General features: G+C 52.1%; 15 protein-coding genes and 1 CRISPR repeat array. Of the genes, 4 read left to right on the top strand and 11 right to left on the bottom strand.

Translation table 11 applies throughout. The features are described from left to right. The first annotated feature begins 7 nt into the window (after positions 1–7). Both csy3 and cas6f read left to right on the top strand, forming a co-directional pair. The gene (gene csy3, locus BLW37_RS13780; protein WP_091343859.1) at positions 8–1,012 is read left to right on the top strand and encodes a type I-F CRISPR-associated protein Csy3; all 1,005 of its coding nucleotides are present in this window, start codon (positions 8–10) and stop codon (positions 1,010–1,012) included. A 10-nt stretch (positions 1,013–1,022) separates the two neighbouring features. Beyond that, a complete protein-coding gene (gene cas6f / locus BLW37_RS13785; RefSeq protein WP_091343861.1) occupies positions 1,023–1,592 on the top strand; it encodes a type I-F CRISPR-associated endoribonuclease Cas6/Csy4 in 570 nt (189 codons plus the stop codon). A 130-nt stretch (positions 1,593–1,722) separates the two neighbouring features. After that, a CRISPR array of direct repeats spans positions 1,723–6,851; the repeat unit is 28 nt; unit sequence CTTCACTGCCGAACAGGCAGCTTAGAAA. A 27-nt stretch (positions 6,852–6,878) separates the two neighbouring features. Here cas6f and BLW37_RS13790 read toward each other — a convergent pair. Beyond that, complete coding sequence (locus BLW37_RS13790; RefSeq protein WP_091343863.1) at positions 6,879–7,445, bottom strand: hypothetical protein; 567 nt, start codon at positions 7,443–7,445, stop codon at positions 6,879–6,881. After that, positions 7,445–8,164 carry an AHH domain-containing protein gene (locus BLW37_RS13795; RefSeq protein ID WP_091343865.1) on the bottom strand — a complete coding sequence of 240 codons (720 nt, stop codon included), beginning with the start codon at positions 8,162–8,164 and terminating at the stop codon, positions 7,445–7,447. Before BLW37_RS13795 ends, BLW37_RS13790 begins: the two co-directional genes overlap by 1 nt. Before the next feature lie 483 nt (positions 8,165–8,647). On the opposite strand from BLW37_RS13795, the gene BLW37_RS13805 reads away from it, so the two are divergent. Further along, entirely contained in the window at positions 8,648–8,863 is a 216-nt protein-coding gene (locus BLW37_RS13805; protein ID WP_139243723.1) for a hypothetical protein, read from the top strand. Positions 8,864–9,042: 179 nt separating this feature from the next. Here BLW37_RS13805 and BLW37_RS13810 read toward each other — a convergent pair whose 3' ends face one another. The 6 genes from BLW37_RS13810 to BLW37_RS13830 form a co-directional block, all read right to left on the bottom strand. Then, the gene (locus BLW37_RS13810) at positions 9,043–9,282 is read right to left on the bottom strand and encodes a TIGR02647 family protein (protein WP_091343871.1); all 240 of its coding nucleotides are present in this window, start codon (positions 9,280–9,282) and stop codon (positions 9,043–9,045) included. 65 nt (positions 9,283–9,347) lie between these two features. Continuing rightward, positions 9,348–10,205, bottom strand: coding sequence for a transglycosylase SLT domain-containing protein (locus BLW37_RS13815; protein WP_139243724.1), 858 nt, complete (start codon positions 10,203–10,205; stop codon positions 9,348–9,350). Between the two features lie 47 nt (positions 10,206–10,252). Continuing rightward, the gene (locus tag BLW37_RS13820) at positions 10,253–11,050 is read right to left on the bottom strand and encodes a CLCA_X family protein (RefSeq protein ID WP_091343875.1); all 798 of its coding nucleotides are present in this window, start codon (positions 11,048–11,050) and stop codon (positions 10,253–10,255) included. A gap of 56 nt (positions 11,051–11,106) precedes the next feature. Further along, the gene (locus tag BLW37_RS13825; protein ID WP_091343877.1) at positions 11,107–11,433 is read right to left on the bottom strand and encodes an isoamylase early set domain-containing protein; all 327 of its coding nucleotides are present in this window, start codon (positions 11,431–11,433) and stop codon (positions 11,107–11,109) included. Between the two features lie 15 nt (positions 11,434–11,448). Then, a complete protein-coding gene (locus BLW37_RS18635) occupies positions 11,449–11,652 on the bottom strand; it encodes a hypothetical protein (protein WP_139243725.1) in 204 nt (67 codons plus the stop codon). A gap of 9 nt (positions 11,653–11,661) precedes the next feature. Continuing rightward, complete coding sequence (locus tag BLW37_RS13830; RefSeq protein ID WP_091343879.1) at positions 11,662–14,337, bottom strand: M14 family zinc carboxypeptidase; 2,676 nt, start codon at positions 14,335–14,337, stop codon at positions 11,662–11,664. A 233-nt stretch (positions 14,338–14,570) separates the two neighbouring features. Between BLW37_RS13830 and BLW37_RS13835 the strand changes: the two genes are divergently transcribed. Beyond that, positions 14,571–16,274 (top strand): methyl-accepting chemotaxis protein, encoded by a 1,704-nt coding sequence (locus tag BLW37_RS13835; protein ID WP_091343881.1) that lies wholly within the window; start codon positions 14,571–14,573, stop codon positions 16,272–16,274. Between the two features lie 31 nt (positions 16,275–16,305). Here the strand turns inward: BLW37_RS13835 and dbpA are convergent, their stop codons facing one another. The 3 genes from dbpA to BLW37_RS13850 all read right to left on the bottom strand — a co-directional run bounded on the left by dbpA (position 16,306) and on the right by BLW37_RS13850 (position 19,115). After that, positions 16,306–17,685: an ATP-dependent RNA helicase DbpA gene (dbpA, locus tag BLW37_RS13840; RefSeq protein WP_091343882.1), complete on the bottom strand. Its 1,380-nt coding sequence runs from the start codon at positions 17,683–17,685 to the stop codon at positions 16,306–16,308. A 114-nt stretch (positions 17,686–17,799) separates the two neighbouring features. After that, positions 17,800–18,042, bottom strand: coding sequence for a hypothetical protein (locus BLW37_RS13845; RefSeq protein ID WP_139243726.1), 243 nt, complete (start codon positions 18,040–18,042; stop codon positions 17,800–17,802). A 62-nt stretch (positions 18,043–18,104) separates the two neighbouring features. Further along, entirely contained in the window at positions 18,105–19,115 is a 1,011-nt protein-coding gene (locus BLW37_RS13850) for a lipase family protein (RefSeq protein WP_171907626.1), read from the bottom strand. Positions 19,116–19,258: the final 143 nt, after the last annotated feature.

Here is a 19,258-nt window from a genome sequence, read left to right on the forward strand (position 1 = left end):
CTAACCTATGAGCGAAAAATTAGAGAATCCTTCAGTGCTGGCTTTTGAAGCCAAGCTAGCAAATTCAGACGCCATTATGGCCAGTGGCAATTGGGAAGAGCGTGCAAATGCCAACAGCTTTTTGCCTGTAAGTGTTAAAGAAAAAGCGGTACGAGGCACTATTTCAAACCGGTTAAAGTCGGCTTTGGCCAGCGATCCTGCAAAAGTTGATGCTGAGATACAAAAAGCTAATCCGCAGACTGTTGATAATGCCGCACTGCCGTTTGAGCACGATACGCTTAAAGTGAGTTTTACTTTAAGAATAATGGGCGATTTAGCCACACCCTCTACCTGCAACAAACCTGCATATCAAAAAGCTTTAGCCAATATTATTAATGGTTATGCTGAGCAAACCCAGTTTACTGAGTTAGCCAATCGCTATGCAGCTAATATCGCAAACGGCCGCTTTCTGTGGCGTAACAGGGTAGGCGCCGAAGCGGTGGAAGTGCAGGTGACACATGGTAAAGAGCATTGGATATTTGATAGCCAGCAGTTTGATTTGCGTAGTTTTGCAGTGCCCAGCGGCGATTTGGCAAAGTTGGCACAAGTGATTAAGCAGGGCTTATCCGGTGAGAGTTTTGCACTGCTTAAGGTTAGTGCCTTTGTAAAACTTGGAGCTGGCCAGGCGGTTTATCCATCACAGGAACTAGTAATGGGTGGCGGTAAAGGTGATAAAAGCAAATTTTTGTATCAGTTAGATGGCGTTGCGGCAATGCACTCGCAAAAAATTGGCAATGCTTTGCGCACTATTGATACCTGGCACCCTGAAACAGCAGAAGTAGGTGCTATAGCAGTTGAACCTTATGGCTCAGTAACCAACCGTGGAAAAGCGTATCGTCAGCCGAAAGACGGCATGGATTTTTATAAGTTGCTGGATGGTTGGATTTTGAAAGGTAAAACCCCGCCGTTGGAGCAGCAGCATTACATTATGGCCATGTTTATTCGTGGCGGTGTATTTGGTGAAGCCGGCTAAGGGAACAACTATGGATAGCTATATCGAAATTACGGTACTGCCAGACTTAGAAGCTGATGCCAACTTTCTAATGAATAATCTGTGCTCAAAATTGCATGCAGTGTTGGGGCAGGTGACTGAAGGTAAAGTAGGGATTAGTTTCCCAAATTATGGCGTAGCGGGTAAAAACCTCGGCACCAAGCTACGTATCCACGGCAGCGCGACTATGTTGGAAAAACTCATGGCGCAGAGTTGGTTAAAGGGGCTGCGGGATTATTGTCAGTGTAGTGATGTTTTGTCAGTGCCGAAGGATGCTAAGCAGCGTTATTTTGCCAGGCGCCAACTTAAGAGTGCGCACAACAAGCGCCAACGTTCAGTTGGTAAAGGCTGGTTAACGCATGAGGAGGCGATGGGCAAGATTCCTGATGAGTCACAAAAACCACTTAAGTTACCGTTTCTGCAACTAACCAGCCGGGGCAATAAACAGCAAATGAAAGTGTTTATTGAGCAGGGGCCGGTAATGGAACAGGCAAAAGAAGGCAGTTTTAATTCATACGGATTAAGTCGATTATCTGAAAAAGTAACAGTTCCTTGGTTTTAACCCCTTTTTTTAGCTAGCGCCTGCAGCCCTTACCATATAAGGGCTGCTTTTTTGCCCTCATAAAAAGGGTCAATCACGCATAGCGCTGAATGTTCTTTAATAATCAGGTTATTAGTGCTTAAATGCACTACTTCACTGCCGAACAGGCAGCTTAGAAATCTGACCGGTCATAGAAAGGCCGGTCAGTATGCTTCACTGCCGAACAGGCAGCTTAGAAATCGCACCCCTACAGAGCGTGAACAGGTATGTACTTCACTGCCGAACAGGCAGCTTAGAAAAAAGTTCCTCAGCATTGCTCGGAGTTTGAAACCTTCACTGCCGAACAGGCAGCTTAGAAATCACGGTAGTTGTGAGATAACTGAAGGCGCAACTTCACTGCCGAACAGGCAGCTTAGAAAGGCAAAGTCACGACCAATTTGGTTGGCTGCAGCTTCACTGCCGAACAGGCAGCTTAGAAATTTTGGCCTGTCGGCCGAGTGCGAAAAAAAATCTTCACTGCCGAACAGGCAGCTTAGAAATAGGGTAATATTGATATTGTCGAGGCGCTGCTCTTCACTGCCGAACAGGCAGCTTAGAAATCCGGGCTAAAAACGCCACCGGAAGTGACACGCTTCACTGCCGAACAGGCAGCTTAGAAATCGACAAGCACGCCCGTAGACGAGTGAATGGGCTTCACTGCCGAACAGGCAGCTTAGAAATCCAAGTAAGATCGCCAGAGTCGGGATCATATCTTCACTGCCGAACAGGCAGCTTAGAAAATACTCCAGAGCAACCAGCAATTCACCAGTTGCTTCACTGCCGAACAGGCAGCTTAGAAAATTAACGATGTTGGTTTTGGCACCATCCTGGACTTCACTGCCGAACAGGCAGCTTAGAAAAGCTAATGAGATACGTTCAGGCCTGCCCCGTTCTTCACTGCCGAACAGGCAGCTTAGAAATTCGCCAATATTGCCTGAGCCTATGGAAGATCCTTCACTGCCGAACAGGCAGCTTAGAAATGCTTTGGTGGTTGGTCGCAAAAGCACAAATTCTTCACTGCCGAACAGGCAGCTTAGAAATTGCCAGCCTACAGGCAAGCCATGGCCGGTTTCTTCACTGCCGAACAGGCAGCTTAGAAAAGCACTGGCAATTTGAAGTGCGCATTGTGCAGCTTCACTGCCGAACAGGCAGCTTAGAAAAATAACTTTTGCGCTTCCCGAACAGACAGGCCCTTCACTGCCGAACAGGCAGCTTAGAAAAGCTCCGGCAAAACCATCAGCTTTGGTGATGTCTTCACTGCCGAACAGGCAGCTTAGAAAAGATCGCTCAGAACGAGCTGCAGCAAGGCCCACTTCACTGCCGAACAGGCAGCTTAGAAAACAAAGAAGCATCCGAAGCCCTGCGCGAGGCTCTTCACTGCCGAACAGGCAGCTTAGAAAGATGCGCGTACAGTGCTGAAGATCCGCCAACACTTCACTGCCGAACAGGCAGCTTAGAAATTTTGGCCTGTCGGCCGAGTGCGAAAAAAAATCTTCACTGCCGAACAGGCAGCTTAGAAATGGGGCAGCCGCGCCATCAACGGCAGTTACTTCTTCACTGCCGAACAGGCAGCTTAGAAATCTGGTTGGTATGGCGGTCTCGACTATCGCACCTTCACTGCCGAACAGGCAGCTTAGAAATGCATTGATAGGCCGTTACGGTTTACCTGCTTCTTCACTGCCGAACAGGCAGCTTAGAAAATTGCAGGCGGCAGCATTGACCGCATCAACGACTTCACTGCCGAACAGGCAGCTTAGAAACATCCGAGCAATAAACGCCGCAAACTGGCCCTCTTCACTGCCGAACAGGCAGCTTAGAAAATGCAGACAACCAGCGTGAGCTGGTGGGATGCCTTCACTGCCGAACAGGCAGCTTAGAAAGTCGAGCATCGTATGTTGCTCATCGGCGGTTTCTTCACTGCCGAACAGGCAGCTTAGAAAGGACAACCAGCGCCAGATCGTGTGACTATCGCCTTCACTGCCGAACAGGCAGCTTAGAAAAGTCTAGGAGTTTTTTGTAACTACTTTCTCCCCTTCACTGCCGAACAGGCAGCTTAGAAAAGAGGGTCAGCTTATCCGGCTAACTACGCTAACTTCACTGCCGAACAGGCAGCTTAGAAAGTACTGAGGTTATCCGCGTTGTGTCAGACTGTCTTCACTGCCGAACAGGCAGCTTAGAAAATAAGGAATGAGCATGAACCACTACACCAAATCTTCACTGCCGAACAGGCAGCTTAGAAAGGCAGCAAGAACGCATTCATGCGGAACGTCAGCTTCACTGCCGAACAGGCAGCTTAGAAAAGTGCTGAAAACCAAAGAAGCTCAGTCCATGATCTTCACTGCCGAACAGGCAGCTTAGAAATCCACCGGTGTGCGTAAGCGGACAGCTGGAAACTTCACTGCCGAACAGGCAGCTTAGAAAATCCTCAATGCTCTTGAATAAGTGCGGGGCTCCTTCACTGCCGAACAGGCAGCTTAGAAAAGGTAAAGCAGGCGGCCAGGGGAGACCATGCCCTTCACTGCCGAACAGGCAGCTTAGAAAAGGTAGCCCCCGGCGCTTACGAGGTTGACCCTCTTCACTGCCGAACAGGCAGCTTAGAAATTCCAGCCGGCAGCAGCACTCAGCTAATGCCTCTTCACTGCCGAACAGGCAGCTTAGAAATGGACTTTGCGAGGCAGTTTGAGCAACTGCTCCTTCACTGCCGAACAGGCAGCTTAGAAACAGGGCCAACCATCTGGCACTTTCACCGGTGCCTTCACTGCCGAACAGGCAGCTTAGAAATGAGAGATACCCAGCTCAGTAATGGCGTAAATCTTCACTGCCGAACAGGCAGCTTAGAAAATGGCCTGGACCCACTAACCGCCCAAGGTCTACTTCACTGCCGAACAGGCAGCTTAGAAAAGCGTCCAAAATGAATTTTTAACAGATCAATACTTCACTGCCGAACAGGCAGCTTAGAAATGCAAGAGCATCAACCAGCACTAACAATAAACCTTCACTGCCGAACAGGCAGCTTAGAAACGACCCAACTTGCAAATCGTTGCTTAAGGAAACTTCACTGCCGAACAGGCAGCTTAGAAACGAGGACGACAGCCAGTGGTTGCCCTACGACACTTCACTGCCGAACAGGCAGCTTAGAAAAGCTCGCCCAGGCGCTGACTGTTGATGGTCTTCTTCACTGCCGAACAGGCAGCTTAGAAAAAAGGCCGGGCACTATTGGGTAAGGAGAATGCCTTCACTGCCGAACAGGCAGCTTAGAAATAAACGGAGAAAATACGATGCCAACAATCAAACTTCACTGCCGAACAGGCAGCTTAGAAACTGACCGGGCACGTAGGTCCCCAGCTTTGTCTCTTCACTGCCGAACAGGCAGCTTAGAAAATTACGAAGACTACAACCGAAGGGGCCAGCGCCTTCACTGCCGAACAGGCAGCTTAGAAAATTGTTTAGTCCTAAACTTAGTTGTCGGGTTTCTTCACTGCCGAACAGGCAGCTTAGAAAACGCTCGGGGGACTGGCGCGTAGTAAATGCACCTTCACTGCCGAACAGGCAGCTTAGAAAGCGTTAATGTCGCGTGCTCACCGTTAGGTACCCTTCACTGCCGAACAGGCAGCTTAGAAATAAGGGGGTAACTGATGGCTAAAATCCTAGTTCTTCACTGCCGAACAGGCAGCTTAGAAAGTTGACGGCCGGCGCTTTGCCAGAAGCAAAAGCTTCACTGCCGAACAGGCAGCTTAGAAAGTTGCGGCCGTGGCAGCTCTTGGGATTACACACTTCACTGCCGAACAGGCAGCTTAGAAATTGCTGACATTACCCTTCATGAATGCCAGCAGCTTCACTGCCGAACAGGCAGCTTAGAAAACGCTCCCCAACAACCCCAGCAACAACAGCACCTTCACTGCCGAACAGGCAGCTTAGAAATGAGACGGCCAGATAAGCCGCAGCCATCGCCCCTTCACTGCCGAACAGGCAGCTTAGAAAACTTGGACCGGATGCATTGACGTTATTATCTTCTTCACTGCCGAACAGGCAGCTTAGAAAAAAGGCCAAGTGCCTGGTTGAGCCGTTTGTGGCTTCACTGCCGAACAGGCAGCTTAGAAAGTGATACTGGCACCACTGAGCAGCTGCACGGTCTTCAATGCCGAACAGGCAGCTTAGAAACTTACCGGCTAAATGAAATATCACCGGGCACACTTCACTGCCGAACAGGCAGCTTAGAAATGTCAGCGCCCTGCATGCTAATACGCAATCAGCTTCACTGCCGAACAGGCAGCTTAGAAAACATAAACAAACTGTGCGGAATAGTTGATCTACTTCACTGCCGAACAGGCAGCTTAGAAATCTTTATCGTCGCGCTTAATCATTGGCTTATTCTTCACTGCCGAACAGGCAGCTTAGAAATGAGCGAAAGCCGCCGCCTGTCTGTGCTCCGGCTTCACTGTCGAACAGGCAGCTTAGAAATGTGGCCAGTGGGTGTCGGGCAAATCTTCGTTCTTCACTGCCGAACAGGCAGCTTAGAAAGAATGGCCTGCACCATGGCGGTGTTGAATAAACTTCACTGCCGAACAGGCAGCTTAGAAATGTCACGCCGCTAGCAGCTGATGGAAAAGCCACTTCACTGCCGAACAGGCAGCTTAGAAAACTTGCAGTAGCACGCCATATTCGGTGACTATCTTCACTGCCGAACAGGCAGCTTAGAAATGGCAGCCATCGGGATCACCGCAGCAAAAGCCCTTCACTGCCGAACAGGCAGCTTAGAAACAATTTACGTACAGCCTACGCACGTATTGATCCTTCACTGCCGAACAGGCAGCTTAGAAAAACCCCACAGCAGCCCCGTGGTTTATTGTCAGCTTCACTGCCGAACAGGCAGCTTAGAAAGGTAGAACCGAGGCTGTTTGTATTCGATTTTGCTTCACTGCCGAACAGGCAGCTTAGAAAGTGATACTGGCACCACTGAGCAGCTGCACGGTCTTCAATGCCGAACAGGCAGCTTAGAAATGGGCCTGCAGGTCTTCATCCAGGGCCCCGGCCTTCACTGCCGAACAGGCAGCTTAGAAACTATTGAGCCACCTATTGAGCCACCTATTGAGCTTCACTGCCGAACATGCAGCTTAGAAAGACCGGCGTGGTTTCGGCGGGAACCGTGGGCACTTCACTGCCGAACAGGCAGCTTAGAAATTAACCGCCGCGATACGTATCTTTTTCAGCAACTTCACTGCCGAACAGGCGGCTTAGAAAACTGAGCAACAACAAGCAATACTGCATTTAAAACGCGCCGGCTAAATCGCTGTCGAAAATGACTCCGCTGAACCCTGACTGCTCAAAAAGTTCTTTGAATGCTTCTGATACAAACAAAGCATGAAAGCCATACATAGCAGACTTGAAAATCCACTTTTTGGACACATCCGTCTTATCAAATACTAATTGCTCTAAACCGCACTCATAGCCATCTTCAAAGTGTTTTACGGTTCGGGTTTTATCTTCTTGCCCAAACGTCAAAGGAATATAGATGTACATGGGTTTATTTGAAACACTAAGCGGCAGAAACTCACCCTCACGACTTAGCGGCTCCTGAAAGACACTGTAAGCCTGCTTAGTCATCACTAAATACGATCCCCAGTATGAAATATCTGGAATGCTTTGGCCTTTTTGATAAAAAGGGGCAAGTTTGCATTCGGTGTGCTTCCAGCGTGCGGATAAAGACTCGTTGGTTCTGGGTTGGCTTCGAATCAACACATAATCTTCATCGCCAAGGATGTCAGCAAACTGAAGTAAGCTAAGATCCAATACTTCAATGCTGTTTTCGACCGGCTTCAGGCGATAAACTGCCATCAGTTATTCCTTTTCTCAAGAATATTGGGAGGGAATGTACCATCTTTTAGTTTTCGTTTAACGGTTCTTAGTCTGGATAAGAACACAGACTCAGGCAGATTGTCGTTTGAAAACATTGCGGCTATCCAGGTTTCATAATTGTAGGTATGGATAGGGCGGTGAGGTGGAGACTCTGGGGTTGCCCAGTCATCAGGCGTATTTTTCGCAAAGTTCCTTAACCAAATGCCATTTAATGGATCATTGATACCCACACCATACCCATGCAAATTAAGGCGGCTTTGAAGCATGAGCTCGCGCCGGTGCTTTCCACTACCGGGTATGATGTGATGCGCTTCGTGGATGGGGGTTGGCTTAGGCTCTCCGGCAGCCCTAAGATTTCGGGCCAGTTTTTTTGTAGGATGATGCTCTTCCGCCACTAATTCACGAATGTTTTTTGTCTTACTCTCTTCCCTGTAGGCTGCCAGGCTTTCCTGCAACTTAATATGAGCCACAATCTTTCTGCGCTCCAGCCTCAGGTGTTTCCAATCTCTAGTACGCTTTGCTTCTCGCTCAGCTCTTTGTGCTGATGTTTCAGACTTTGAAGCTGATTGATGCTTTGCATGGTGAAAGTGATGTGCTTTTTGTTCATAGAGATAAATGATCATCTCAAGAGGGCTTGGATTAAGCGGTCTTTCAGGAGCAGAGTAATGGCTTAAGTGTGGAGTCTTTTTGAATTCCATTCAAAGATTTCCATAATGTCGGTATGTTGCCAATATGCTAGCATGTCAAATCATGATGCATCAATTTATTTTCCTTAATATAACGACCTGTCTGATCACATGAGTCACCATCACATAGAGCAATCAGGGATACATGCCATGATTTACCGCCTAAAACGTCCAGAGGATTCTTACGAAGTGGTTCAGCTGAGCCTAACTGAGCTGGCAAAACTCATCAATGACCCTGGCTATCAAATCGTCCGAAAACTATCGAGCTCATGTACCAGGTTGTCAGATCGCTGGGTCACACCCAGCTGTATAGCGCACCCTTACAATGCAAAGCACCCTCTCACCGATATATCATTTTGGGGTAATTTTTTAGTCTTGAATAGTAAAGCATTCGATGCGTTATCAGCGCATATTGCTGCTAATGGTGAGTTTCTGCCTATTCATGTTGAAGGATAGGATCTCACCTTATTCAATTGCACGATGCTAGGGGCTGAGGTGAAAGAGCAGAGCCTGATCAAGTATCAAGGTGGCTTCCCATTTGGTCTTGAGACGTTGGTATTTGACGAGTCAGATGTAGCGGGTAAGATGATTTTCAAATCAGAACTTCAAGGCTGCAAAGCATTGTATGCTTCCGCAGTTTTTAAAGAGCTTTGCGAAGCTCATAGCCTTACAGGGGTTTTATTTGATGAAAATCTGCTGAATATTTTTTAAGTGGATTTTAGCTGATGAGATTAGTGGCAGCCATCGCCATGCTCATATGCAAGTTACTGATGGCTGGGGTTCGGTTCATATCTTACTCCTATAGCCTTACGCCCATGTATCTGGCTCTATGTCGTTTTCGGCTGTTAACAGCCAAACCCGTCGAACTCCGAGGGTTTGGCGGGCGGCAATTACCCCGGCACATCCAAAATCCGCAGGGCCATTTGCAGGTGCTCGGCGCAGTGCACGCCGAGATCGGTGAGGTAGCCGCCGTCTGGTTGGGTAAGTAAGCCTTTGTGGTGCAGGCGGGCGATGGCGGCTTTCGTGGCTTCGTCGGCGTCTTTATGGGCTTTCAGGCCTTCGCGCACGCTATCCAGGTTGTACAGGTTCAGAATTCGGATTTCAGCGTTGAGTTCGGGGGTAATAGGCATAGCGCTTCCTTATTATTATCTTCCTTCAAACCATAGCGTTTTTTCGCTATTTTGCCAGCCTTGATTCACGGCTTCTGCTGCGCTTCACGAAGATACTGCAGAGCTTGCTGTTTAAAGTGTTCTGGGATGCTGAGTAACATGAGTTGTTGAAACTCCTCATCCTGGCCGAGCATCTGGATGCTTTGGTTCAAGGCAGGTAGCAGTCTGGCCATGTCTTCGGTGTTGGAGCAGGCGAAATGACTCAGTTGAAAGGCTTCGGTTTCTTCGAACGGGAAAAATGCCAGCTCATTGCTGTGTTCTTTTGCCACAATTTCATACTCAATAATGATGTCAAGAAAGCCGCGCTGCAGCATGGGGATAAGCTCGGCCGGATTGTTGCTGGAGCTGGTACGGGTGTAGATGGCTGGCAAGTGTTGCAGCTCGCTAAGCAGTTGATCGGTTTTCTGACCGTAACTGCGGTTGGTTTCAATGCCCAAGATGGGAGGGCGTCGTTGCAGCAGCAGTTCGCCCAGCCTGACTGGGCCGGCTTGTCGTTGTTGGTGCAGTGTCTGGGCGAGGGGGGTATTGTCTCTCACCACCAACTGCAGGGCGTTTTCTGCCATATAAGGCACACTGAACTGAAAGTCTTGCAATCGCTCGGGTGTTTTTAGCAGCCAGGGCATGCAAGCTGTCGGGTGTTCGCGAACCAGCATTCTGGCCCGGTTGCGGGTAATTTGTTGGATTTGGTGGGGGATAGTCAGATTCGCCAAAATCTTTTGCAGCACACTGGCTTGATGCGTGGCCTGGTGAGCCGGGCTTAGCCAGTCGACAACATCGATAATAACCAAAGTATCTGCTGGCTTGTCATCGGCATGCGCTGCTAATGGCCCACTATTGCTTAGGATATATAGCCAGAGCATTGGGTAAATACATCGCCTGAGCATAGTGACTCCAGAGTTATCTGTTAACACAAGTGTAGCTGCAGTTTGCTTTATTCGCGTTGTGCAGCCATCAATACCTGACCCAGTAAAGCGAAGTAGCGAAGCCAGTGTGTGCTGAGTTGTTGTAGTAGCTCTGCATCCGGGTAGGCACCTGCTTTGGCCAGCTCGCTTTGACGGGTACCGCTAACCAAGAAGTGATTTTTCAGTGGCTGGGCTTGCAGCATGGCTTCAAAAGCCCGGGCGCACAGCTCCTCTGGTTGCGCTAGGTACAGCTGATTGCGGGCGCGATCCAGGGCGGCGCAATGCACAAACCAGGCGCTGGACTGGGTGCCATCGGGGGATAGCAGCAGGGTTTTGAACCCCTCCAGCAGCAACTGGTTTAATGGGTGGGGCTTGATTCGGTGTGGGTGCAAAAAGCAGCGGCTGGCAAAATGTTGATTGCCAGCATCACGGAATACCTTGCTGGCGATGTAGTGATCAAAGGCGTGAAACCATTCATGCGCCAGGCTGCCGGCACCGGCATTTTTGGCCAGCGCTAAAATGCGACCGCGCGGTTGGTAATGGGCGCAGACGCCGGGTTGGCCGCCAATGCCAAAGGTGAGCGTTAGCGACTGATTCAGTGACAGTACTTGCTCTGGCACCTGCAGCAGCTGCTGCAAGTCGCATAGGGCATCGAAAAACAGATTGGCGGCGCGCTGCTGTTCTTCAGCCGTGACCCAACGGCCAGTGCGGATACCACGAAAGCCGAACAGCTTAACTATATCGGTAAAGCTGACATCGGCACCGGCTCTGTGGTTTGGCCCATTGCGATAAAAGTTCTGGTCTAGTCGGCTCACACTGCGGTGCATCCTCTTTGAAAGTGGCAAGGTTATACCTTACCGCCAAAGGGATGCAACCGATCAGCTTAACTTGCCCGTACCGACACCACCGAGTTTTCCACACCAAGCGGGGTAGGACGGTAGCCATCGGCCTGCCAGTCGTTGTCGTACTGCTCATTACCGGCCTCATCCAGCAGGCAATAACGGAACTCAAAGTCGTCCTGCTGATCGGTGGGTAGCTCCAGCACGGTTTTGAAGCCGCCATTTTTTAACCGCTTCAGGGGCTCTTTCTGCCAACCCTGGGCTTCACACAGAACATAGGCGCTGCTGGCAGCTTTGGCGGCTTCGGCCGGGATCTCAAAAGTCACTTTCACAACAGGGCGGCTTTTCAGAAATTGTTTCTTCAGTGGCATGGTGATCTCCTTGTTTCAATAGTTCATCAGGCCCTGCTGCATGGCTTTGGTGCACAATGCGCCAAAAGCAGGCAGCGACAGCGGGTTTGCAGTTCGTTTTAACCGATACTGGCAATGAATACAGAAACTGTGCCAGCTTGGTAGCCACTGGCTATGCTGCCAGTGCAGCATGACAGCAGCGTGACAGAGCCCGGCCAAATGACCGGGCGGATTAAGCATAGCAGAGACTCAGCGCAGTGGGGTGGCGTGCGCCGCGCCGCGGAACACGGCATTGATGTACAGCAGGTGCATGCCATCGACATAGGCACGGAAATTCGGCTCCTGGGTAAAGGCGATCACCTGGCCACGGCCTACAGGTTGCACCATCAGCAGCGGCTTGTGGGCAATTTGCAGCCGGTTTTCATCCCAGACAAAGCCACCGGCCAGCAGTTCATCCGGGCCTTTAAAACTGACCACATTGCGCCCGTCATTGATACGCAGCGGCTGATACACCTGATTGCCAACATAGATGCTGCGCACGGTCGGGGCGATGCCAGCGGTCAGCCAATGGTTTTGATCCACACGGGCATTGACCAGGAAGCCCGGTACCCAGTCGGGATCCGCTTGGTAGGGTTCCAGCAGTGCCTGCACCTCACTGTGTTCTGCTAACAAACGCCCAGGCACACGCGGTTCATTCAGCGGCTTTTCCTGCGCACTCACCCGAAATTCCCGCTTGCTGGCAAGCAAAGGTTGCTCGCCTTCCAGCAGCCATTCGGTGGCATTGCCAAGCGCTATCAGTACACCGCCGCGCTCAACAAAGTGACGTAGATTGTTCTGGCCTGTCTGACCGAGGGCTGCGACGTAGCCAGCGCGGCTGGTTGCCGGCAAAATCAGCACCTGATAATGGCTCAGGTCCGCAGTGCGCAATTGAGCTGGCCGAATGGCAGTGACCGGGTAGCCAATGCCCTGTTCCAGCACAAAGCGGGCACTGCCAGCGCTCAGTGGATTGGTTGGTTCGTCCCAAACCATGGCGATTTGTGGTGCATGCAGGGTTTTGACATTCATCGAGCCAAAGTTGGGCCCATCCAGCACCCAGCTGCTGTCAATGCCTTCTACCATGGCACCGGTTTGGGCCGCCAGTTGTTGCACCCGGCCGGTCAACCCTGCCGGGTTATCCGCCCGGCTCAGGATCAGGCTGCCCGCCGGGTAGCGCTTGCCATTTTGATGGGTAAAGGGCAGATCACTGCTGCGCAGCTGCAACCCTTGTTGCAGTGCCTGGCTCATAAAACGGGCACTGGCCATATCGCCCCAGGGGATCAGATAGCCAAAGCGTGCCTCAGGTTGCTGCACGCTGCCAGCCAGCACGGTTTCAGGCCCAACACGGCTGGCGTTGACACGCACCACCCGGTTGCAGCGGTCGAGCTCCAGGTTGTACATCAACGGCAGCGACCAGGCCGTGACGTCGTATATCTGATCGGGCAGGTTGTTGGCACGGCGCTCTTCCTGGCGGGCGATAAACTCGCGGTCCATCGGCACGGTATCATCCAGCAGGGTACGGATCAGGTGATAGCTGGGTTGATTGGTGTGCACGATGTAGGCACCTGACTGGTAGCTGTTGCCGCAGGCGCGAAAGTCTTCCTGGGCCTGGTCGACTTCAATGCCATGCTGGCTTAACACGCCCATCAGCTTCTGATGGCCAGCAGTATCACGCTGCGCCGGAAAAATGTAACTGCGAATGCCGTCTTGCTCGCCTTGCTGGCTGGCCGAAAGGCGGTACTGGTAGAAGTTTTGCAGCAAGGTATTCGCTTCGCGGCTGGCGGTTTCCAGCGTGGCTTTAAAGGCAACAAAGTTGCGCTGCACGCCATCGGCAAAGGTCAGGATGTCGCCATCGCGCTTGCGGAACTGATGACCTCGGGCCGAGGCCATTTCATAGGTCATGGCAATGCTGCCGTAATACAGCGGCCAGCTGGCGCCATAGCCAGGGTAGAAGGCATCGAAAATTTCCCGGGTAAAATAGTCGTAACCCAGCTCATCAAACCAATGGGCATTGTTCCGGCCAATGTTATGCAACACCGTGCGCTGTGCTGCCTGAATGTGCGGGTTGTAGGGTTCGGCCTCCGGGCTGAAGTAATAGCCCATGTCGCCGCCCATTTCATGCGAGTCGACAAAAATCAGCGGATACATCTGTTGCAGAGCGTGCACCCGACCTCGGGTTTCTGGCTGGGTCAGTGAAATCCAGTCGCGGTTCATATCGAACAGGTAATGGTTGGTGCGGCCATTGGGCCAGGGCTCATTGTGCTCGGCCGACAGGCGGTCGGCAGAATGTGCCAGCCCAACGGTGGCGTAGTAACGACTGACAAAGCGGTGATGGCCATCTGGGTTTTGCAGCGGATCAATGTATACCAGGGTATTGGCCAGAATGGCCTGGGTGCGCTCACTGCTATCGGCCAGCAAATGGTAGGCTAGCGCCATAGCCGCATCGGCTGGGCTTATTTCATTGCCGTGCAAGGTACTGGCAATCCAGACGCTGGCAGGCAATTGTTGTATTAACGAGCGGGCCTCTGCCGCTGGCAGGTTTCGCGGATCAGCCAGCCGGCGCATATCGGCCTCAATGCGGTCCAGCTGTGCAATATGGGTTGGACTGCCAATCACTACATAAAACAACGGCCGGCCTTGCCAGCTTGTAGCATAGGGTACCAGCCTTACTTGCTCTGGGTGCGCCGATGCCAGGTGTTCAAAGTAGCGGGCAATGGCGGTTGGCTCTGAAATCCGTTGACCAAGCGGGTACCCCAGCACCTGTTCTACGGTGGCGACGTTTGGGCGGTATTGGCTACCCGGGAACTGGGGCGGATGCGCTGGTTCAGCGGCGATGGCAGGGATGCAGCAGGCCAGTAGCCAGAGCAAAGGGCGGGTTAGATTTAGCATGGGTCTCTCACCAAAGGTACGGGCTAACCTGAGCCTAAAGGGCTAGGGTAGCTAGTACAAGTACCGGGCAGGCAACTTGCGATAAATGCTGGCTGGAATACGGCTGATGCCGGTAGGTTTCAACCTTGGTCCTAATCGAGGCCCTATTGCTTGACAACCCAGCTCCGCTCGCCTTAACTGCATGAGGTACAAATAATTATTCAACCAAGATGCCAGGCAACAAGGAGCTAAGGATGAACTTTTTTTCAACGGTGGCTGGTCGCTTACTCACTATACCGCTGGTAGCCTTAATCGGCTTTTTGTTGCTGGCAACCGTGGCGCTTAATGCGCTGAACACCAGCCTGATGCAAGGGCGGGAAGCCCGGGTGATGGCGATTATCGAAGCCGGCTTGCATCTGGTGCAACATTACCAGCAATTGGAGGCCAGTGGTGAGCTAACCACAGAGCAAGCACAACAGCAGGCTTTGCAAGCCATTCAAGCCATTCGTTACGATGGTACCGAATACATCTGGATCAACGACATGGGACGGCCTATTCCGCGGATGATTATGCACCCGACGGCACCCAGGCTGGATGGCACCATTTTGGATGAGCGCAACTTTCACTACGCGACTCAGATGCGCAGCAAAGATGGCCGCCAGTCGCAGCGTCTGGACAACGCCAACTTGTTTGTCAGCTTTGTGGATGCGGTCAATCGCTATGGTTCCGGCTTTGTTGAATACCAGTGGCCGAAGCCACTTGCCGGTGGTGGGCTGACTGAGGAGCGTTACACCAAGCTGTCCTTTGTTGACCGGGACCCGCAGTGGGGCTGGGTGCTAGGCTCGGGCATTTACATTGATGATGTCCAAGCGGCCTTTTGGGCCGTCGCTGCCCGTATTGCGCTGGTGGTCGTGTTGATTATCGCAATAACAGTGGGGTTGTCGCTGTATATCCGGCAGTGGTTGTTAAGCCAGTTAGGGGGGGAGGTGGCCAGTGCCCGGGCCTTGGTCCGTCAGGTTGCTGGCGGCGATTTTCGGGCTGATTTTGCCCTCAAGCCCGGCGATAACAGCAGCTTACTGGCGGCACTGAGTGGTTTGGTGCAGCGATTGCGGGAAATTATTAGCCAGCAAACAGAGATGGCTGAGCAATTGGCCGAACAATCGGCAATGCTGGATGATACCAGCCAGCAAACCCAGCATATTTTACAAAGTGTGATGGACCAAACCGCCCAGGTTGCCACCGCGGTCAGTGAAATGACGGCCACCTGTGAAGACATGGCGCGCAATGCTGCCACGGCTGCGCAATCGGCCCGGGATGCCGATCAGCAAACCCGCTCTGGCACCAAAGCGGTGGAAGATACCATTTTGGCGATTGAGGCGTTGAAGCAGAAAATTGAACAAGTTGGTACTGTGATTCAGCAGCTATCCAAACGCAGTGAGGAGGTGGGGGCGGTCACGGATGTCATTGGTAATATTGCTGAGCAAACCAATTTGCTGGCATTAAATGCCGCCATTGAAGCGGCCCGGGCCGGCGAAATGGGGCGTGGTTTTGCGGTGGTCGCCGATGAAGTGCGCACCCTGGCCAGCCGGTCGCAGGAGTCAACGCAGGGCATCAATCAGCGCATTCAGGACATTCAGCACGATTCTGAGCAGGCGGTACAATCCATGGCATCCAGTCAGCAGGAAACCGAGCAAACCATCGAGCGCTCGCAGCAAGCCGGAAAAACGCTGGCTAAGATCAATCAGGCGGTATCCAGCATTACCGATGTCAATGATCAGCTGGCCAGTGCGACGGAAGAGCTGGCCACGGTCTCTGCGACTATCAATGAGAATATGGAGCACATTGCCAATGCGGTACAGGATACCACCGCCAAATCGAACGAGTTAACCGGTGCCAGCCAGCAATTGCGAAGTATGGCAGCGCGGATGAAAACATCGTTGCAGGGCTTTAAACTGTAGCGCTGGTTGTGTGGCTGGCAGCCTGGAGTGGTTACAGCTGCCAGGCGCGGAAGTTACGGCCTTTCATTTTATCGTGATTTAAAATCTGCAGTGCTTTTTTCGCCGCACTGCGTTTCACCGCCACATAGGCCCACAAATCATGCAGCTGAATTTTACCGACATCCTCAAAAGCAATTTGCTGATCGCGTGTTAAAGCGCCAACAATATCGCCCGGACGTAGTTTTTGCTTCTTGCCGCCCTGAATTTGCAGGGTCACCATGTCGGCGGCGGCTGGCCTGCTGTTGAGCAAAGCCGCATCAGGCAGCGCTTGCAGAGCAATGGTTTGGCTTAGTTCATCTTGCAGCAGGCTGAGTTTGTAGTCGTCTTTGCTATCGGCCAGGGTGACGGCCAGGCCTTTGGCGCCAGCGCGGCCGGTGCGGCCAATGCGATGGGTGTGGGTGTCGGCATCGTGCGCCAGCTCGGCATTGATGACCAGATCCAGCTCGCTGATATCCAGGCCGCGGGCAGCCACATCGGTCGCCACCAAAATGCGGGCGCTTTTATTAGCAAATTGCAGCAGGGTTTGGTCGCGGTCTTTTTGCTCCAAATCGCCATGCAAGGCCTTGGCACTAAAGCCATGCTGCTGCAAGGCATCGGCCAGTTGCTGGGTCACCCGCTTGGTGTTGCAGAACACCACGCAGCTTTCTGGCTGAAAGTGATGCAGCAGCAACATAACCGCCTGTTCTGGTTTGGTGCCCGCCAACGCAAAAAACTGTTGTTCAATGGCGTTGTGGCTTGCACTGGCTGCCACCGACACCCGCTGGGGGTGTTGCAACAAACGGGCGGCCAGTTGCTCAATGCCGGTAGGGTACGTGGCGCTGAATAACAAGGTTTGCCGCCCGGCCGGCGTGGCGGCGGCAATGGTGGCGACATCGTCCAAAAAGCCCATATCCAGCATGCGATCGGCTTCATCCAGCACCAGCATGCTAAGTTCAGTAAGATCCAGCCGCTGCTGCTGCAAATGATCCAGCACCCGGCCAGGGGTGCCTACCAGAATGTGCGCGCCATGTTCCAGCGATAAAATCTGATGGCGGGCAGGCACGCCACCGCACAAGGTCAGTACCTTGATGTTGTGAATGCTGCGTCCCAGGGTGCGCAGCTCTTTTGCCACCTGTTCGGCCAGCTCGCGGGTAGGGCACAGTACCAGGCCCTGAATGCGAAAACGCTTCACGTTCAGCTTAGTCAGCATGCCCAGTGCAAAGGCGGCGGTTTTGCCCGAGCCGGTTTGTGCTTGTGCAATCACATCCTTGCCCGCCAGAATGGCCGGCAGGCTTTGTTGCTGGATAGGGGTCATCTGCTGGTAGTTCAGCTCCTGCAAGGTAGCAAGCAGCGATGGGGTTAGCGTGAGTGAGGCAAAATCAGATGCAGTCATAGGTCTGGCTCCGTGACGATGGCAAAGAGCCAGCGGGGTTTAAACAGCCGGCATTATAGCAGTTTTGGCCCTCGTAAACACCGACAGTTCAGGTTGATATTATTGCGGTGCTCCCTAGAGCAATTTACCAGCCAACAAGTCGTCAAGCCATTGGCCAAAAGCGGCCAGCGCCAATTCGTAACTGGCATAGTCTCCTTTTACTGTCAGCCATTGATTGCTGACATAATCTGGTAAGCTAATCATCAGAGTACCACGGCTGCCATTTTGTACCCGAAACAATGAAAGCAAGGAATGCCCTTGGTTTTGCCAATGTTTCAACAAAGCGATCGCTTCTTTTTTACTAATTACTGCTGCCAACGTACATACACCTTTTAAAAATGCCCCAGCACTGGGGGCACAGTTACAACTTCCGGAACCCATTAGTTCAGCATGTCAACCGCGCGGCGGGCTTTGCTGTACATGGCTTCCAACGTGACTTGAAATACCCAGCGAATAAAGCGTGCGCTCAGTTCAGTAATGGTGACTGCAAGCTTACCGGCAAAAACCAGCATATGGCCGAGCAAACCCAATACCTGCGCTTCAAGCTGTGGGGACATTAGAACGACTTTCTCAATCGTGGCGGCCAGGTGATCGTAAAATGTCATGATGCCGCTAGTCGCCATTTGCAACGTTACACCAGCTAACACACCGGCATCCTTCAGCAGGGTGATCAGTGCATGCATCAGTTTTTCCTGCCAATGGTTGCTAAAGTGGCACTCAAAACGCCGGTCGTAGCTTAAGCGCACGGCCTTGATGGTATCGCCACGGCGCTGCAAGTCTTCCCATTGGCCGCGAGCCGTGGTGACATAGCCGGGGGTAGCCATCATGGAATGAGAAAAAGGGTTAATACCGGTTGCCGAGGTAAGCAACACACTGCTGCCATTCAGCGGGGCGTGAAAAAACGGCCATACCGGCACCATAGGCACAGGGTCATCCCCATGCACACAACGGTAAATTTTATCAATGCTGCCGGATGATTTCAGCGCAAAGTCATTCAGGCCAACCCGTGGCGCACCAAAGGTATACAGCGCCACCCGGTTGCCAAAATGTTGTTTCACCCAAACAGCGGCCAGGTGGGCAAGCGCACCGCCCAGACTATGGCCGGCACAATGCACAAGCCCATTGCTACTGTTGCGTAATAAAGGGGCAAGCTGCCGTTCCAGTGCAGGCTGCATGCTGTGAAACACCTTTTGAAAACCGGCATGCACCCGGCTTTGGTTATCGGCGACGGCAATACCGGCATTCAGGTTACTAAACCAGTCCCGGCCACTGGTCATATTGGTACCACGGATCCCGATAGCGACATCGCCACTAAAGCGGCCTTTGCCCTTGCCAACAACAGCAAAGCCAGTGGTGCGGTTAAATAGTGTCGAAAGTATGCTGCCCGACACAGCATGGACTACTCCACCTGTTTGATTGAAATCAAAGTGTTCAGTGATAAACCTTTGACCACCAGTAAAGCTTTGTCCAGCTTTCACACCTTGTACTTCATATGGTGCTCTTGCTAGCCATACTGCTGCTCTCGGAGTGATTG

This window comes from Alkalimonas amylolytica (assembly GCF_900107845.1).
Classification (GTDB): Bacteria; Pseudomonadota; Gammaproteobacteria; order Enterobacterales; family Alteromonadaceae; genus Alkalimonas; species Alkalimonas amylolytica.

Coding starts and splice junctions, on each gene's coding strand:
- BLW37_RS13810 (WP_091343871.1), bottom strand. CDS start 9,282: ATGCCTATTACCCCCGAACTCAACGCTGAAATCCGAATTCTGAACCTG.
- BLW37_RS13830 (WP_091343879.1), bottom strand. CDS start 14,337: ATGCTAAATCTAACCCGCCCTTTGCTCTGGCTACTGGCCTGCTGCATC.
- csy3 (WP_091343859.1), top strand. CDS start 8: ATGAGCGAAAAATTAGAGAATCCTTCAGTGCTGGCTTTTGAAGCCAAG.
- cas6f (WP_091343861.1), top strand. CDS start 1,023: ATGGATAGCTATATCGAAATTACGGTACTGCCAGACTTAGAAGCTGAT.
- BLW37_RS13795 (WP_091343865.1), bottom strand. CDS start 8,164: ATGGAATTCAAAAAGACTCCACACTTAAGCCATTACTCTGCTCCTGAA.
- BLW37_RS18635 (WP_139243725.1), bottom strand. CDS start 11,652: ATGCTTAATCCGCCCGGTCATTTGGCCGGGCTCTGTCACGCTGCTGTC.
- BLW37_RS13815 (WP_139243724.1), bottom strand. CDS start 10,205: ATGCTCAGGCGATGTATTTACCCAATGCTCTGGCTATATATCCTAAGC.
- BLW37_RS13790 (WP_091343863.1), bottom strand. CDS start 7,445: ATGGCAGTTTATCGCCTGAAGCCGGTCGAAAACAGCATTGAAGTATTG.
- BLW37_RS13835 (WP_091343881.1), top strand. CDS start 14,571: ATGAACTTTTTTTCAACGGTGGCTGGTCGCTTACTCACTATACCGCTG.
- dbpA (WP_091343882.1), bottom strand. CDS start 17,685: ATGACTGCATCTGATTTTGCCTCACTCACGCTAACCCCATCGCTGCTT.
- BLW37_RS13825 (WP_091343877.1), bottom strand. CDS start 11,433: ATGCCACTGAAGAAACAATTTCTGAAAAGCCGCCCTGTTGTGAAAGTG.
- BLW37_RS13820 (WP_091343875.1), bottom strand. CDS start 11,050: ATGCACCGCAGTGTGAGCCGACTAGACCAGAACTTTTATCGCAATGGG.